Source organism: Pseudooceanicola sp. NS-SX8 (assembly GCF_057380755.1).
This window is the reverse complement of sequence record NZ_CM170819.1, coordinates 3,802,831-3,817,919: the sequence shown is the minus strand read 5'-3', so window position 1 is coordinate 3,817,919 and position 15,089 is coordinate 3,802,831. Positions and strand designations below refer to the sequence as shown.

The window sequence follows — 15,089 nt, the reverse complement described above, 5'->3', positions numbered from 1 at the left end:
GTCACTCCTCCTCCATCCGGGCCAGAGCCTCGGGGTCGGTCAGCCGGGTTGCCAGCCGCAGGACCAGCACCAGCACCATGGCCGCGCCCGCCACCGGCAGCAGCCAGCGGGTGGGCCAGATCGGCAGGTAGCCCCCGAAGATTTCCCAGACCTCCGACCGGCGGGTCTTCGACAGGGCGGAAAGCCAGGTCTGCCACACGAAGGCAGAGACGTAGAGGATCGACAGCAGGTCCACGAAGACCTCGGACAGGCGGCGCATGCGCGGTGACAGGGCCTCGACGAAGATATCGGCACTGACATGCTGGTTGCGCCGCGTGACCCAGGCCAGCGGCAGGAAGGCGGCGGCGATCATGTAGTAGCTGGCGGTGATTTCCCCCGTGCCGGGCAGGGGGTGGTGAAAGACGGTACGGGCTATGACGTCGACGGTGACATGGGTCATCATCAGCGCCCCCGCGAGCAGGGCGACGTAGAAAAGGACGTCCGCCACCCGCGACATGGTTCGGTTCAGGCGAAGCATTGCGCCTCCGGAAGGGTGCATATGGGAAAGGGAAGGGGGCCGGGGCACGCATCACGCGCGCGCCCCGGCCGGGCAGGCCGCGAACGGGTCAGAGGGAACCGGGAGAGACCCTCGAGAAGACTTCGTCCCACAGCCTGGCGGAGAACTTGTCGACATCGGTGCCGATCTCGGCCGAATAGCCGCGCCATTTCTCGACATTGGCAAGGTAGGTGTCGATCAGGGCGGCGGGATCCTCGACCCCCAGTTTGGCGCCGTTTTCCAGCAGGCGGGCCCGGTCGGCCTCGACGAAGCCGTCGACCATGGCCGTCAGATCCGCGCCCGCGGGCACCAGCTGCACGCCCATCTCGGCCTGCTGGTTCTCGAAGCTGGCCTGGTCACGCAGCACGTAGTTGCCGATGGTATGGCGCGCGGTGATCAGGGCAGAGGCCTTCAGCGTGGCCTCCTGTTCCCCTGCGCTCATGTCCAGGAAGGTGTCGCGGTTCATCAGCAGGCCCACGGCCGGGGCAGCCACGCCCAGGGGCAGGTCGGTGACATACTTGGCATATTCGCCGTAGCCATAGGTCTGCAGCCACTCGCGAGAGGCCATCAGGCAGTCCAGCCCCCCGCGTTGCAGCAGGCTGACCGCCTCGGTCAGGGTGACCGACATCGGCGTCGCCCCGCCCTTCGCGGCCATCTCGCCGTAGCCGCCGGTGGCGCGCACCCGCATGCCCTTCAAATCCGCCATGGTCCCGACGGGCCTGGTGCACATCAGCCGGTAGGAGGCAGAGGCGAAGCCGCCAAGCGGCAGCACGTTGTTGTCCCGCGCCTCCGCCAGGCACTCCGGACAGTCGAGGAAGATCGTCTCGGCCGCGGCACCGGCGACGGCCACCGGGTCATCGCCCGGCACCACGACGGAATACATCAGTGTGAGAGAGGGCATCGCTTCGGGCGTGTAGACGGGAATGGCCAGGCCCGCCTGCATCAGGTTGTCGCCGACGGCGGCCAGGGTGCCCCGGCCATCGGCCAGCTGCCCGCCCGCGATCAGCTCCCACTTGATCGCGCCGCCCGTCTCCTCCTCGATCTGGGCGAAGGCTTCGGGCAGGGTGTCGGTGTTCAGGTAGTCCGATGCGGGCGGCCAGGAACCGTAAATCGGTGACTGGGCAAGCGCGCTGCCCGCGCAAAGCGCGGCAATCGCCCCAAGGGCTAGGGTCGTCTTCATCTGGGTCTCCTCCCTATAGATGACCTTGACATGGTCCGGTCCGGACCGCCGCGCCCTCCTCCGACGCGGCTTGATCTGCGGGTGATCACGGCATCAGGCGGGCTCCACCTCCACCGGGATCGAATGGTAGCCGCGCAGCCAGTTGATATGCACCCGTTCCGGCGTGCCGGTCAGGTGAATGCGGCGCACCCGGGCGGCCAGCGCGGTCAGCACGCTTTCGGCTTCCAGCCGGGCGACCATCTGGCCGACGCAGCCGTGGATGCCGGTGCCGAAGGCCAGGTGGCCGACGGGGCGGCGGGTGATGTCGTAGCTGTCCGGGTCCGGCCAGCGGGCGGGGTCGCGGTTGGCGGCCGAAAGCCACATCATGACCTTCTCCTCCGGGCCAAGGTGGACCCCGGCCAGCTCCGTCGCGCCGGTGGTGGTGCGCCCGATGACCGGGCTGGGGGCGTTGAACCGCAACCCCTCTTCGAAGGCGGGGCGGGCCAGCGCCGGATCGGCGCGCAGCATGTCCCACTGCGTGGGTCGTTCGATCAGCGCCATCAGGGTCATGCCGATCCCGAAGACCGTCGTGTCGATCCCGGCAGAGATGAAGGCCCGCACCAGCATGCCCGCGTCTTCAAGGCTGATCTCGCCCGCGTGGGCTGCGGCATAGATCTCCGCGCCGAAGCTGCCGGGCAGGATGTTTTCCTCCCGCATCTGCTCGGTCACGTAGTCGAAGGTGCCGTTCTCCTCCACCACGCGGCGGGCTTCCTGGTAGAGCGCGTTGCGGGGACCCATGGCGTTGAAGTTGAGGGTCGAATAGGGCATCAGATGCTCCCGCCCCTCGGGGCGCAGCCCGGCGGCATCGGGCAGCACCTTGAACGGAAAGGCAAAGGCCAGGTCGGCCGCAAGGTCGAAACGGCGCCGTTCGACAAGGGCGTCGACCATCCTCTCGGCCTCCGCCTGGAACCCCGTGGCCAGCTTGCGCAGCGCGGCGGGGGACAGCACCCGGGCCAGCACCTTGCGGTTGGGCGTATGGACCGGCGGATCGGCCTCCAGGATGACCGAAGGCTTGCGCCAGGGCTCCTCCCGCACGACGTTGGTCAGCCCCGTCCCCATGGCCGAGGAAAACCGGCGCCAGTCCGAAAAGACCTCTCTCACCGTGGTATCCTGGCCCGTCGCCCAAAGCCTGTAGCGCGGCAGCCAGACCACCGGGCCCGCCTCCCGCAGGGCGCGGTCGAAGGCATCGGGGTTTTCGCGGCTCTCGTGGCTGAACGGGTCCAGGTCCAGCACGGGCCTGTTGTCGGTCAGTGTCATCTCCGGGTCTCCTCCTGTTTTTAGTTTATTATGCAACAAATTTAATTTGCAACTTATATCTGGCGGGTCGGGTGTTTTGTCGCCGGCCTCTTGTCGGACGGGCTGGTGCCCGCCCCTTGTTTTTCGGCGTCAGGTGCCGTTGCAGGCCCGGCTGGCGGCGGCCAGCCAGATCGCCACGGCTTCGGCCCCGGGGTCCACATGGCCCAGCACCCGGTCCCCGACGTAGCTGGACCGCCCGCGCCTCGGCGACATGTCCTTTGTCGCGGTGGCGCCGACCCGGGCGGCCTGGGCCGCGCGTTCCAGCGCCTGGCCGACCGTGGGCGCGCCCTCCATCGCCAGGACGGCGGGTTCCAGGGCGTCGACCATCGTGCGGTCCCCGGGGGCGGCGCCGCCAAGGGCGCGCAGGGCCTGCACCCCGGCGGCAAAGGCGCGGGCCAGCGCGGTTGCAGGGTCCGGGGCGGCCTGTTCCAGGGCATTGCCCGCCGCGGTCGCCAGGATCGCGTAGAGCGGGCCGGACGTCCCCCCGGTCGCCCGGCGTACGATCAGGCCCAGATGGCGCCAGTACCCGGCGCCCGAAAGGCCTGCCAGCTCCGCCTCCCGGGCGATGATCTCCGCCGCGCCTGAGGCAAGCGACCGGCCGATGTCGCCGTCCCCGGTGATCTGGTCCATCCGGGTCAGCTGCGGCTCTGCGGCGATGATCGTCCGGCAGCAGGCCAGCGTCACCTCCAGCATGGCCCCCGCGCCGGGGCCCTGCGGTGCGCCGGTCGGGCCGGACCCCGGGGCCGGGGCCGCGTCGTTCGTCGGGGCGGGCAGGGTGAAGGCGGCGGCGGGCGTGACCGCCCCGGTCCAGGCCGGGGCGCTGCCGGGGGTCAGCAGCGCCGCCTCCCGCTCCGGGTCCAGCGCCATCAGCGACAGCGACACCCCCGCCATGTCGATGGCCGTCAGGTAGGTGCCCGACAGGACCAGCGCCACCTCGATCCCCAGCGCCGCGCAAGCGTCCAGCGCATTGCCGGTCACGATCGAAAGCTCCATCGGGGGCGTGCTGCCCAGGTTGTTGACCAGCAGCGCGACCCGGGCGCCCGCTCCCAGGCCGCGATCCGCGGCGATCCGGCCGATCAGCTCATCCGCCAGGGCGCGCGCGGGCCGCAGGGGCCCCCGTTCCAGCCCGGCCTCCCCATGGATGCCCAGGCCCAGCTCGATCTCCGCAGGGCCCAGGTCGAAGTTGGGCGATCCCGCGGCGGGCACCGTGCAGGGCGACAGCGCCACCCCCATCGACCCCGTCGCGGCGATGGCCGCCTCCGCCGCCGCGCGCACCTCCGCCAGGCTCTTCCCGGCCTCCGCCGCCGCCCCGGCCACCTTGTGCACCAGGACCGTGCCCGCGATCCCGCGCCGCCCCGCCGTTTCCTCCGCCGTGCCGAGGGCGCAGTCGTCATCCACCACCACCAGCTCCGTCTCGATGCCCTCGCCCCGGGCGATCTCCGCCGCCAGGCCGAAGTTCAGCCGGTCCCCGGTGTAGTTCTTCACGATCAGAAGCACCCCGCCGGGCCCGGCCACGGCCCGGATCGCATCCAGAACCTGATCGGTGGAGGGGGAGGCAAAGACATCCCCCGCCACCGCCGCCGTCAGCATGCCCCGCCCGACGAATCCCGCATGGGCCGGCTCGTGCCCCGATCCCCCGCCGGAAACCAGCGCCACCTTGCCCGCAGCGGTCACCGCCTCCAGATCCGCGCGCAGCACGATGGTCTGCCCCGCGATCAGCCGCAGCCCCGGCTGGCTGCGCACATAGCCGGCAAGGGCCTCCGGCACGACATCCGCCACCTCGTTGATCAGTTTCTTCATGGTTTCCTCCCAATGCAGTTTGCAATTAAACTCGGATCCGCTACCCGTCCCGGAACCATCCGGCCGAACCCGCAAGGCCGACAGCAGCAGGAGCGCCGCCATGCCCGATGAGGGACCCGACGAAGGACTTGTCACCGAGGGGCAGCTGTCCGTTCACGCCGACACCTATGCGCCCTACTTCCTCTCCCTCATCAACAACCGCCTCTCCTGGGGGGCGTCACAGCTGTACCTGTCGCTCTTCGATCTTGGCCTGAACGAATGGCGGATCCTGTCGGCGCTGCGCAACGAACCCGGCATCCAGGCCCTCCGGGTGAGCGAGATGGTGGCGATGAACAAATCCGTCGTCAGCCGCTCCACCCGCCGCCTGGAAGAGCTGGGCCTTGTCGTGGCCCGGCTGGAACGCAGCAAGCGGCGGCTCTGGCTCACCTCCAGGGGCGCACAAATGCATGACGAGATCATCCAGATCGCCCTGCGCCGCGAAGCCGCCCTGCTGGACGGGATAGAGGGCGAGGAGCGTGAGGCCCTCTTTGCCCTGCTGCGCCGGATGACGGAAAACCTCTCCAAGGTCGAAGCCGTCGACCGCGAGCTGATGGGCCGCTGAACCCCGGGCGCAGGGCATTGGCGGCCGGGCATGGGGGCGCGCTGGCGGATCATGATCCCGCGTCCCGGTCAGTACTGCCGGTCCGGCATCTGCACCACCATGCCCTCCATCTCGGGCGTGACCGGTATCTGGCAACCCAGCCGGCTTTGCGCCGTCACCTCCGCCGCGGCGCTTTCCAGCATGTCGTCCTCGATCGGGGCGCGGGGTGGCAACAGGGGCGCATAGTCCTGCGCCAGGTAGACATGGCAGGTGGCACACATGGCCGAACCGCCGCATTCGCCGACGATCCCCTCCAGTCCGTTGCTCACGGCGGCCAGCATCAGGCTGGTGCCTGCGGGCACATCCACCGGATGCTCCTCCCCCTGCGCGGTTCTGAACACGATTCGGGTCATTTGGTCCTCCTCCTGTCTGCGTTTATATAGCAACTAGTTGCTAGTGCAACTATGGGGCTGCACCTGCGAAGAGGCTCCCGTGGATGCGGGACCCATCCCGCAACGGGCTTCAGGGCAAGGGGGGGCAGGGTGCAGGGATCAGGCAGCAGGGCAAAGGCAGGTCGGGAGCACGCAGAAGAACGGCGGCCCGCGCTGATCTTGCGCGGGCCAGACTGCGCGGGCCAGACTGCGCGGGCCAGACTGCGCGGGCCAGACTGCGCGGGCCAGACTGCGCGGGCCAGACTGCGCGGGCCAGACTGTGCGGGCCAGACGACCTGTATGGAGAGCCAGCCCCAAGACCGGCCCAAATACCCTGCCAACTGGCCCCGCGTCGCGACGACCCGGGGGCGGGCGTCAGGTGGCGCGCAGCACGGCGCCGGGGTTCAGGATGCCGTTGGGGTCGAACAGCTGCTTGATGCCCCGCATCATCTCCAGCTTCACAGGGTCGCCGTAGCGTTCCAGGTCTTCCACCTTCAGGCGGCCGACACCGTGTTCGGCGCTGAAGGATCCCTCGTGCGCCGCCACCAGGTCGTGGATCATGTCCATGATCGCCCGCTTGGCGCCCAGGTGATCCGCGCGGTCCTCGCCCCGGGGCGGGAAGACGTTGTAATGCAGGTTGCCATCGCCCAGGTGGCCAAAGCAGTTCAGCCGGTAGGGGCCCATCTGCGCCAGCTTGTCGATGCCTTCGCGGATGAAATCCGGCACCGCCGACAGCGGGACGGAGATGTCATGAGACGAAATCGCGCCGATCGCCCGGTTCGCCACGGGGATCGCCTCGCGCAGGTGCCACAGGGCATCGGCCTGGGCCTCCGACTGGGCGATCACCCCGTCGCTCACCAGCTCCGCCTCCATCGCCTCTTCCAGGATCGTGGCCATGACGGCCTCCGCATCGGCATCGCCGAACAGGCCCAGCTCCGTCAGGACCACCCAGTCGGGGGCGGGATCGAAGGGGCGGCGGATCTCCGGCAGCTTCTCTTCCAGGAAGGCGAAGCTCTGGCCGGAGATCAGCTCGAACCCGGTCACGCTTTCGCCCGCGTGGTTGCGCGCCAGCGCCAGCAGCTCCAGCGCGGCCGCGGGGGAGGGCACGACCAGCATCGCCACCGCCCGGCGGGTGGGGCGCGAAAACAGCTTCATCGCCGCGCCGGTGATCACGCCCAGCGTGCCCTCGGCGCCAATCATCAGGTCGCGCAGGTCATAGCCGGTGTTGTCCTTGCGCAGGCGGGTCAGGGTGTTCATCACCCGGCCGTCGGCCAGCACCACTTCCAGCCCCAGGCACAGCTCGCGCGTATTGCCGTAGCGCAGCACGTTCACGCCGCCTGCGTTGGTCGACAGGCTGCCGCCGATGCGGGCGGACCCCTGGGCGCCGAAGGTCAGCGGGAACAGGCGGTCGACGCCCTCGGCGGCACGCTGCAGCTCCTCCACCACGCAGCCGGCATCGGCGATGATGACATTCTCCGCCGGATCGACCCGCCTGATGCGCGTCATCCGTTCCAGCGACAGGATCAGCGGCGCGGGCCCTTCGGGCATCACCTGGCCCGCCACCAGGCCGGTGCCGCCGCCGTAGGGCACCACCGGCACCCGGGCGGCATTGGCCGCGGCCAGCACCGCCGAAACCTCCTCGGTCGATCCGGGGGCGACCACCAGCCCGGCCTGGCCGCGGTAGGCGCCGCGCATCTCGGTCACATAGGGGTCGGTATCCTGCCGGAAGGCCTTCTCGGGCAGGATCTCTCGCAGGCGCGCCGCAAGGGCGTCACCGGCTGCGGTCAGCTGGGGGGACATGGCATCACGTCGGTTGGTTTCGGAAGAAGTCGATGACGGACCGGCGCACGCTCTGCTCCCCGCGGGAGGCGGCATCCTCGATCGCATGGCGCAGCGCGCCCAGGTCGGTGCGCAGCAGCAGCGATTTCACCGGCCCGATGGAGGCAGGCCGCATCGACAGCGCCTTCAGGCCCATGGCCGCCAGGCAGACGGCCTCCAGCGGGCGCCCCGCATCCTCGCCGCAGAACGACAGCGGCGTGCCGGTCTCCTCGCAGCGTTCGACGATGCGTTGCAGGAAGGTCAGGAAGCTGACGTTCAGCGTGTCGTAGCGCTTGCGCACCCGTTCATTTTCCCGGTCGGCGGCGAAGAAGAACTGTTTCAGGTCGTTGCCGCCGATCGACAGGAACTCCACCTCCTCGAAGAAGGCCCGGGGGGCGAAGGCCAGGCTTGGGGTCTCCAGCATGGCGCCCACCTCGATCCTCTCGGGCAGGACATGGCCCAGGATCCGCTCCCGCTCCACCGTGCGGTCCAGCTCCGCCTTGGCGGCGCGGTACTCGTCATATTGCGCCACGAAGGGGAACATGATGGTCAGGGGCCGCCCGTTGGCCGCCCGGATCAGCGCCTGCAGCTGCATCCGCATGACGCCCGGCTTGTCCAGGCCCACGCGGATCGCCCGCCAGCCCAGCGCCGGGTTCGGCTCGTCGGCGGGCTTCATGTAGCTCAGCACCTTGTCGGACCCGATATCCAGCGTGCGGAAGACCACCCGCTTGCCCTGTGCGCTGTCCAGCACGTGGGAATAGATCGACGACAGCTCCGACCGGGTGGGCATCTTGTTGCGGATCAGGAACTGCAGCTCCGTCCGGAACAGGCCCACGCCCTCCGCCCCGGAATTCTCCAGGCTGGGCAGGTCGGCCATCAGGCCCGCGTTCATCGTCAGGCTCATCTGCGTGCCGCAGGCGGTGACCGTCGGCATGTCGCGGATGGAGGCATAGCGCTCCTGCGCCTTGGCCTGCATGGCGATCTTGTCGCGGAAGGCGGTGGTCACCGTGTCCTCTGGGCGCAGGTGGGCGATGCCCTGGTCGCCGTCGACCATGATGTGATCGCCGTTCAGCGCCTCGGTGGTGATGTCCTTGGCGTGGATCACCAGCGGGATCGCCAGCGCCCGGGCCACCACGGCGGCATGGCTGCCGACGCTGCCCTGTTCCAGGACGATGCCGCGCAGGTTGCGGCCGTAATCCAGCAGCTCGGCCGGGCCGATGTTCCGCGCCACCAGGATCGGATCCGCGGGCATGTCGGCGCCGGTCTGCGACCCCTGGCCGGTCAGGATGCGCAGCAGCCGGTTCGACAGGTCGTCAAGGTCATGCAGCCGCTCGCGCAGATACTGGTCGGTGGCCGTGGTCAGCCGCAGGCGGGCCTGGGTCTGCTCCTTTTCCACCGCCGCTTCGGCCGACAGGCCGCTGTCCACGTCGGCCAGCATGCGCCGCATCCAGCCCTTGGAATTGGCGAACATCCGGTAGGCCTCCAGCACCTCCCGGTGCTCGGCATCCGCGCCGGCCCCCTCCAGCATCTGGTCGACGGAAATGCGCAGCCGGTCCACCGCCTCGGTCAGGCGCTCGGTCTCCTTGGCCGGATCGTCTGCGATGGGGTTGGTGATCACCACCCTGGGTTCATGCAGCCAGACGTGCCCCTCGGCCGACCCCTCCTGGGCAGAGGTGCCCCGGAACAGCACCGGCTTGGTATGGCGCGCCGACAGCGCCGCGCTGTCACCGATGAAGGCGCCCAGCTCGGCCATCTCGGCCAGAACCATCGCCACCACTTCCAGCGCGTAGATCTCGTCCTCGTTGTACTTGCGGGCTTCCTTGGACTGCACCACCAGCACGCCCAGCGTTTCCCCCAGGCGCTGGATCGGCACGCCCGCGAAGGAGCTGTAGATCTCCTCCCCGGTCTCCGGCATGTAGCGGAACCCGATTTCCTGCGGTGCATTGGCCGAATTGACGATCTTTGCCGTGCGCGCCACCCGGCCCACCAGGCCCTCGCCCAGGCGCATGCGGGTGTGATGCACCGCCTCGGGGTTCAGGCCCTCGGTTGCACAAAGTTCAAGCGTCTCGGCGTCGCGGAACAGGTAGACCGAGCAGACCTCGGTGCGCATGGATCCCGCGATGAGCTTGGTGATACGGTCCAGTCGGGCCTGGCCGTGGCCATCCTCGGCCATGACCTCGCGCAGGCGGCCAAGCATCCTGCGGCTATCGGTCTGAAATTCTTCCGCCATCCCCTGGTTGGTCCCTTCCCTGCGGATCGGCCCGAATAGACCACAGGCGGGCCGGAACCTAAATACCCTTTAGGCCAGAAGGACGCCAAACCGCGCCAAGGGCGCGGGCTCCCGCGCATGAACCTGCCAGCACCAGGCCAGTCCCCTGTGGGCACTTTGCGATCACCGGGTGATGGCCCGGGGGCAGTTGGCAGGCAATGGGCGGGGCGATAGGCTGCGTGGCGGCAACGGGGGGCGGCGGGACGTGAAGGGGGGCGGAGGCGACATGAAAACCAGCCAGGACATGCGCGCGGCCCTCGGGCCGCTGATGACCCGGATGACCCTGCGCAAGCGTGAAACGCTTTTGCTGCAGGGCGATGTCAGCCGCCATATCTACCTGGTGGAAAGCGGCTGCCTGCGCCTTTGGCACAATGACGATGGCCGCGACATCACGGTGCAATTCTTCCTGCCGGGGAATTCGTCGCCTCGCTCGAAAGCTTCCTTGGCGGCAAGCCCAGCCTTTTCGGATTGGAAGCCGTGCTGCCCGGCACCGTGTCCCGGATGGATCGCGCCACCTTCGATGCCCGCCTCGCGCAGCCGGATGGGAGGGATGTGCAGGCCTCCCCAATTCAGGCCTCCCCGATTCAGTCCTCCTCAATCCAGGCCCTCCTCGTGCAGGCGCTTGTCGCGCGCATGGCCGATTACCAGGCGCTCTTCCTCAACCGCATCATGGACAGTCCCGAACGGCGCTACCGCCACCTTCTGGCCCACCAGCCGGAGCTCTTCGAACGCGTGCCCAAACACTACATCGCCTCCTTCCTCGGGGTGACGCCGGTCTCGCTCAGCCGGATCGCCAGGAAGGTGGCTGAAAGGGATGGCCGGGAAGGGTAGGGCGGCACTGCCGGCCCGGCTGGCGCGCGGGGTGGAAAAGCGGCGGACGGCGAAAAAGCCTACCTGCTCTTAACAAGGGATAAGGCGGGGGCGCGCGCCAGGCGGCAAATCGGGCGGGACACTGAAACAGGAGTGACCCCCATGCGCGTTCTCGTCGTCTACAACCATCCCTACGAAGGCAGCTACTGCGCGGCCATCCGCGACACCGTCCTTGCCTCCCTGGCAGAGGCCGGGCACCAGGCCGATCTGATCCACCTTGATCACGACGGGTTCGACCCCGTCATGCGTGCGCAGGACCTGCGCGCCTTCGTCACCGCCCCGCGGGATCGCAATGCGGCTGCCGCCATGCTCGACCCCCAGGCGCTCGATTACATCTCGCGGCTGGAACAGGCCGATCACCTGGTCTTCATCTTCCCCATCTGGTGGGAACTGATGCCGGCCCTGACCAAGGGCTTCATCGACAAGGTCGTCTTCCCGGGCTTCGTCTACGACAACACGTCCGGGCTGCGCGCCATGGCGCTGCGGCTGCCCCGGCTTTCGGGGGTGACGATGATCACCACCATGAACACGCCCCGGCTGATCTACCGGCTGCTTTTCGGCGATGCGATCCGGCGGGCGCTGCTTTTGGGCACCTTCTGGAAGATCGGCGTGCCCCGCCGCCGCTGGATCAACCTTGCCGGGGTGAAACCCGCCAGCGATGCGCGTCGCCGTGCCTGGCTGGACGGGATCGCGGCACAGATGCGCCGGCTGTCGTGACCAAGGCGCCCCCGGGTAGGCCTCTGTGCGCACGATGCGTTAACCATGGGCTCCGGAAATAATACGCACCGACGCTATACCGACGTGATACCGACGTCCTACCGACATGGCGATTTCGAGCTCATGGCCTTGTTAACCCGTGCGAATTCGCGATTCGCAGCAAAAAGGGCGGTGCCTGCGGCCCGCCCTTCAACATTTGCTTAACCTGCGGGGGCTGGGCCCCTCTCAGGCGGTCTTTTCCAGCTCGAAGGCGTCGTGCAGCGCCTGCACGGCCAGCTCCATGTACTTGCGGTCCACCAGGACGGAGATCTTGATCTCGGAGGTGGCTATGACCTTGATATTGATGCCTTCGTCGGACAGCACCTTGAACATCTTGGCGGCGACGCCGGACTGGCTGCGCATGCCGATGCCCACGGCGGAGACCTTGCAGACCTCGGTATCGACGGCCAGTTCGTCGAACATCAGATCGCCCGCGTCCTTGGCGTCGTTCAGGGCCTTCTCGGCGCGCTTCACCTGGTCGATCGGGCAGGAGAAGGTCATGTCCGTCACGCCCTCTTCGGAGACGTTCTGGATGATCATATCCACGTTCACCCCCGCATCCGAAAGCGGCCCGAAGATCGACGCGGCGATGCCCGGCTTGTCCTGGATGGTGACGAGGGTCATCTTCGCTTCTTCGCGGGAGGCGGCGATGCCATTGACAACGTTGGATTCCATGATGTCCTCCTCGGCACAGATCAGGGTGCCGGCTGTATCGGATTGTTCCTCGAAGCTCGAAAGAACGCGCAGTTTGACATTGTAACGCATCGCCAGTTCGACCGAGCGGGTCTGCAGGACCTTGGCGCCCAGAGAGGCCAGTTCGAGCATTTCCTCGAAGGCGATCTTGTCCAGCTTGCGGGCCTTGGGGCAGATGCGCGGGTCGGTGGTATAGACCCCGTCCACGTCGGTGTAGATGTCGCAACGCTCCGCATCGAAGGCGGCGGCAAAGGCCACGGCGGTCGTGTCCGACCCGCCCCGGCCCAGGGTGGTGATGCGGCCCTCGGGCGAGATGCCCTGGAAGCCCGCGACCACGGCCACCTTCATGCCCTCGGCGAACTTGGCGGTGATGTTCTCGCTCGGGATCTCTTCGATCCGGGCCTGGGAATGGGCGCTGTTGGTGATCAGCGGCACCTGCCAGCCCTGCCAGGACCGTGCGGGCACGTCCATCTCCTGCAGGGTCAGGGCCATAAGCCCGGCGGTCACGTTCTCCCCGCTCGACACCACGGCGTCATATTCCCGCGCGTCGTACATCGGAGAGGTCTCGTTGACCCAGCCCACGAGCTCGTTGGTCTTGCCGGACATGGCCGAGACGATGACGATCACGTCATAGCCCTTGGCAACTTCCACGCCCACGCGTTTCGCCGCGCGGCGGATCCGGTCCAGGTTGGCGACGGACGTGCCGCCGAATTTCATAACGAGAACAGGCATGCCGTCTCACCACCCCGTCTTTGGGACAAACTGCGCGGTGGTTTACGCATGGAAGGCGCAGGGCGCAAGGTGGATTGCGCCTTCCGCACCCGTTGATTTCGCAAGATCAGAAGGGGATCAATGTCCCGTCATAGCCTTCGAAACAGCCGGTCGTGGCGGCCGACAGTTCATCGAACCGCGCGATCAGCCCGGCGGCAGAGGTGGGCGCGTCGATATCCGCGCCCGCGCCGCCCATGTCGGTCCGGACCCAGCCGGGGTGATAGGCCCCGACGGAAATTCCTTCGGGTTTCAGGTCAGTTGCAAGGTTGCGGGCCAGGTTCACCGCACCCGCCTTGGAGGCGCGGTAGATGTAGGAGCCACCCGGCGCCCGTTCCTGGCTGCCCATGGCAGAGGCGATGATGGCGATCCTTGCGCCGTCTGCCGCGCGCAGCTGCGGCAGCAGGGCCTGCACTGTCAGGAAGGGGCCCGCGATGTTGACCTGCAACTGCCGCGCCCAGGTTTGCGCATCGTACCCGCTCTCCAGTGCCTGCCCCTTGTCGAGGTAGAGCCCGGCATTGCAGATCAGCAGGTCGACCGGATCGGCGACCTGCGCCGCCAGGGCCGCAGGGGCGCCCGGCTGTTCCAGGTCCAGCGACAGAAGGTCCCCGCCACCCCGGGTCGAGGTGCCGGTGACCCGGTCGCCCCGGGACTCGTACTGGCGTTTCAGTTCCGCGCCGATGCCGCGGCTCGCGCCGGTGATCAGGATGTGCATGGGGGCCTCCGTTGGTTGCCGGGACGCTACAGCCCCGCCGCCAAGAGGGCAACGTGGGGGCACCCCAGGGGCGCCGAAAGGGCGGTGCGGAGGCTCAGTTCGACTTGCGGCCGCGGGCGAAGGGCAGGGGCAGAACGGGCACGCCGTCTTCCAGCAGGGCACGGGCCTCTTCCGGCTTGGCCTCGCCGTAGATGGGGCGATTGGGCTTCTCGCCCTCGTGGATCGCGCGGGCCTCCCTGGCAAAGCCGCCGCCGACATAGGTGGCGTTTTCCTCCACCTTGCGGCGCAGATCCGCCAGGGCTTGCTCCGCCTCCGACCCGGGGGCGCTGAGCGCGCCCTTGCCGCCCTCCTCGGAGGCCTGGCCCTCGGCTGCGGGGGCCGCCCTGCGGGCCGGCTGCACCCGGGGGGCCATCAGCGCCTTTTCCACCTCGGTGCTACCGCAGACCGAACAGGCCACATGCCCGGCGGACAGCAGCTTGTCGAAGGCATCGGAGGACTGGAACCAGCTTTCGAAGCTGTGGCCTTCGGTGCATTTCAGGGTGAAGCGGATCATCGGTGGGGTCTCAGGGGAAGCCGAAGAGGTATCCTCTGAAAATAGTGTCATCGCAGGCGGATGCAAGATCCCGGCGGCAGGGGCGCCGCCGCCCCGCAGGCGGTCACTGGGACAGGTGACGCGGATCGAAGGTCTTCAGCAGCCGTGCAAGCTCCGGTTCGGCCACCTGTTTCGCGGCCTTCTTCCGGCTGAACCAGTCGCGCTTGCGCTGGCCTGCCTCGGGGTAGTTGGCTTTCAGCATGGTGACCCGCACCGGGTAGATCATGGCGACGCAGGGCACCTCCCGCCCGGAGTCGAGCACCTTGCGGTAGGAAAACACGCCGATGGGCACCTCGGAGGCCTGGCCGATCACACCGGCTTCCTCATAGGCTTCCTGCAGGGCGGCCTGCCCGGGGGTGCGGGTCTTCATCGGCCAGCCCTTAGGCAGGATCCAGCGCCGCGTCCCGCGAGAGGTGATCAGCAGGATCTTCGGTTTCCCCTTCACGACGCGGTAGCACAGCGCCGCGTACTGCGTCCGGACGGGCGCGCCGCCCACACCGGGAAGCTGGAAACGGGTCTGCATGTCTGCCGTCACGGAGTTGCCTGGTTGCTCTTGGTCCTGCCCGCGATGATCTTTCCGCGCGCGGAGATCACCTTGTTGTAAGGAAACTGTACAAAACTACCACGACAGCAGGGAAGCCCCTGTATACTTCCCCGGGCCGCGACCATGGTCGCAAGGGCCCTTTGCGGGCCTCGGGCGCGAAAAACGCCTCTCCGGCGGGCAGTGCGCGGGGGTAACGGCCCGTT

General features: G+C 68.2%; 14 protein-coding genes and 1 pseudogene. 4 read left to right on the top strand and 11 right to left on the bottom strand.

Annotated features, from left to right (window positions below; genetic code table 11):
• Position 1: 1 nt before the first annotated feature.
• The 4 genes from AC2IR1_RS17435 to AC2IR1_RS17420 form a co-directional block, all read right to left on the bottom strand.
• A complete protein-coding gene (locus tag AC2IR1_RS17435) occupies positions 2-517 on the bottom strand; it encodes a TRAP transporter small permease (RefSeq protein WP_486473237.1) in 516 nt (171 codons plus the stop codon).
• Positions 518-605: 88 nt separating this feature from the next.
• Positions 606-1,715: a TRAP transporter substrate-binding protein DctP gene (gene dctP / locus AC2IR1_RS17430; protein WP_486473236.1), complete on the bottom strand. Its 1,110-nt coding sequence runs from the start codon at positions 1,713-1,715 to the stop codon at positions 606-608.
• Between the two features lie 93 nt (positions 1,716-1,808).
• A complete protein-coding gene (locus tag AC2IR1_RS17425; protein WP_486473235.1) occupies positions 1,809-3,011 on the bottom strand; it encodes a cytochrome P450 in 1,203 nt (400 codons plus the stop codon).
• Positions 3,012-3,140: 129 nt separating this feature from the next.
• Complete coding sequence (locus tag AC2IR1_RS17420) at positions 3,141-4,850, bottom strand: dihydroxyacetone kinase family protein (protein WP_486473234.1); 1,710 nt, start codon at positions 4,848-4,850, stop codon at positions 3,141-3,143.
• Between the two features lie 100 nt (positions 4,851-4,950).
• Between AC2IR1_RS17420 and AC2IR1_RS17415 the strand changes: the two genes are divergently transcribed.
• Positions 4,951-5,451: a MarR family winged helix-turn-helix transcriptional regulator gene (locus tag AC2IR1_RS17415; RefSeq protein ID WP_486473233.1), complete on the top strand. Its 501-nt coding sequence runs from the start codon at positions 4,951-4,953 to the stop codon at positions 5,449-5,451.
• Positions 5,452-5,519: 68 nt separating this feature from the next.
• Here the strand turns inward: AC2IR1_RS17415 and AC2IR1_RS17410 are convergent, their stop codons facing one another.
• The 3 genes from AC2IR1_RS17410 to ptsP form a co-directional block, all read right to left on the bottom strand.
• Positions 5,520-5,843, bottom strand: coding sequence for a 2Fe-2S iron-sulfur cluster-binding protein (locus tag AC2IR1_RS17410; RefSeq protein ID WP_486473232.1), 324 nt, complete (start codon positions 5,841-5,843; stop codon positions 5,520-5,522).
• Between the two features lie 393 nt (positions 5,844-6,236).
• Complete coding sequence (locus AC2IR1_RS17405; RefSeq protein ID WP_486473231.1) at positions 6,237-7,661, bottom strand: FAD-binding oxidoreductase; 1,425 nt, start codon at positions 7,659-7,661, stop codon at positions 6,237-6,239.
• Positions 7,662-7,665: 4 nt separating this feature from the next.
• Positions 7,666-9,909 carry a phosphoenolpyruvate--protein phosphotransferase gene (gene ptsP, locus AC2IR1_RS17400; RefSeq protein WP_486473230.1) on the bottom strand — a complete coding sequence of 748 codons (2,244 nt, stop codon included), beginning with the start codon at positions 9,907-9,909 and terminating at the stop codon, positions 7,666-7,668.
• Positions 9,910-10,081: 172 nt separating this feature from the next.
• Between ptsP and AC2IR1_RS17395 the strand changes: the two are divergent.
• The 3 genes and pseudogenes from AC2IR1_RS17395 to AC2IR1_RS17385 all read left to right on the top strand — a co-directional run.
• Positions 10,082-10,354, top strand: a pseudogene (locus AC2IR1_RS17395) (cyclic nucleotide-binding domain-containing protein); the annotation flags it as partial.
• 71 nt (positions 10,355-10,425) lie between these two features.
• Positions 10,426-10,779: a cyclic nucleotide-binding domain-containing protein gene (locus AC2IR1_RS17390; protein ID WP_486476462.1), complete on the top strand. Its 354-nt coding sequence runs from the start codon at positions 10,426-10,428 to the stop codon at positions 10,777-10,779.
• Between the two features lie 141 nt (positions 10,780-10,920).
• Positions 10,921-11,535, top strand: a complete 615-nt coding sequence (locus AC2IR1_RS17385) for an NAD(P)H-dependent oxidoreductase (protein ID WP_486473229.1) — start codon at positions 10,921-10,923, stop codon at positions 11,533-11,535.
• 225 nt (positions 11,536-11,760) lie between these two features.
• On the opposite strand, the gene AC2IR1_RS17380 is transcribed toward AC2IR1_RS17385, so the two are convergent.
• From AC2IR1_RS17380 to AC2IR1_RS17365, 4 genes are all read right to left on the bottom strand, one after another.
• Positions 11,761-12,999 carry an aspartate kinase gene (locus tag AC2IR1_RS17380; protein ID WP_486473228.1) on the bottom strand — a complete coding sequence of 413 codons (1,239 nt, stop codon included), beginning with the start codon at positions 12,997-12,999 and terminating at the stop codon, positions 11,761-11,763.
• 106 nt (positions 13,000-13,105) lie between these two features.
• Positions 13,106-13,750: an SDR family NAD(P)-dependent oxidoreductase gene (locus AC2IR1_RS17375; protein WP_486473227.1), complete on the bottom strand. Its 645-nt coding sequence runs from the start codon at positions 13,748-13,750 to the stop codon at positions 13,106-13,108.
• A gap of 94 nt (positions 13,751-13,844) precedes the next feature.
• Complete coding sequence (locus AC2IR1_RS17370) at positions 13,845-14,303, bottom strand: DUF1178 family protein (RefSeq protein WP_486473226.1); 459 nt, start codon at positions 14,301-14,303, stop codon at positions 13,845-13,847.
• Between the two features lie 103 nt (positions 14,304-14,406).
• Positions 14,407-14,865 carry an NUDIX hydrolase gene (locus AC2IR1_RS17365; RefSeq protein WP_486473225.1) on the bottom strand — a complete coding sequence of 153 codons (459 nt, stop codon included), beginning with the start codon at positions 14,863-14,865 and terminating at the stop codon, positions 14,407-14,409.
• Between the last annotated feature and the right edge of the window lie 224 nt (positions 14,866-15,089).

Bases quoted from the DNA above. Each gene is read 5' to 3' on its own strand.
- AC2IR1_RS17385 (WP_486473229.1), top strand. From the start codon at position 10,921: ATGCGCGTTCTCGTCGTCTACAACCATCCCTACGAAGGCAGCTACTGC.
- AC2IR1_RS17425 (WP_486473235.1), bottom strand. From the start codon at position 3,011: ATGACACTGACCGACAACAGGCCCGTGCTGGACCTGGACCCGTTCAGC.
- AC2IR1_RS17370 (WP_486473226.1), bottom strand. From the start codon at position 14,303: ATGATCCGCTTCACCCTGAAATGCACCGAAGGCCACAGCTTCGAAAGC.
- dctP (WP_486473236.1), bottom strand. From the start codon at position 1,715: ATGAAGACGACCCTAGCCCTTGGGGCGATTGCCGCGCTTTGCGCGGGC.
- AC2IR1_RS17375 (WP_486473227.1), bottom strand. From the start codon at position 13,750: ATGCACATCCTGATCACCGGCGCGAGCCGCGGCATCGGCGCGGAACTG.
- ptsP (WP_486473230.1), bottom strand. From the start codon at position 9,909: ATGGCGGAAGAATTTCAGACCGATAGCCGCAGGATGCTTGGCCGCCTG.
- AC2IR1_RS17420 (WP_486473234.1), bottom strand. From the start codon at position 4,850: ATGAAGAAACTGATCAACGAGGTGGCGGATGTCGTGCCGGAGGCCCTT.
- AC2IR1_RS17405 (WP_486473231.1), bottom strand. From the start codon at position 7,661: ATGTCCCCCCAGCTGACCGCAGCCGGTGACGCCCTTGCGGCGCGCCTG.
- AC2IR1_RS17380 (WP_486473228.1), bottom strand. From the start codon at position 12,999: ATGCCTGTTCTCGTTATGAAATTCGGCGGCACGTCCGTCGCCAACCTG.
- AC2IR1_RS17410 (WP_486473232.1), bottom strand. From the start codon at position 5,843: ATGACCCGAATCGTGTTCAGAACCGCGCAGGGGGAGGAGCATCCGGTG.
- AC2IR1_RS17435 (WP_486473237.1), bottom strand. From the start codon at position 517: ATGCTTCGCCTGAACCGAACCATGTCGCGGGTGGCGGACGTCCTTTTC.
- AC2IR1_RS17365 (WP_486473225.1), bottom strand. From the start codon at position 14,865: ATGCAGACCCGTTTCCAGCTTCCCGGTGTGGGCGGCGCGCCCGTCCGG.
- AC2IR1_RS17415 (WP_486473233.1), top strand. From the start codon at position 4,951: ATGCCCGATGAGGGACCCGACGAAGGACTTGTCACCGAGGGGCAGCTG.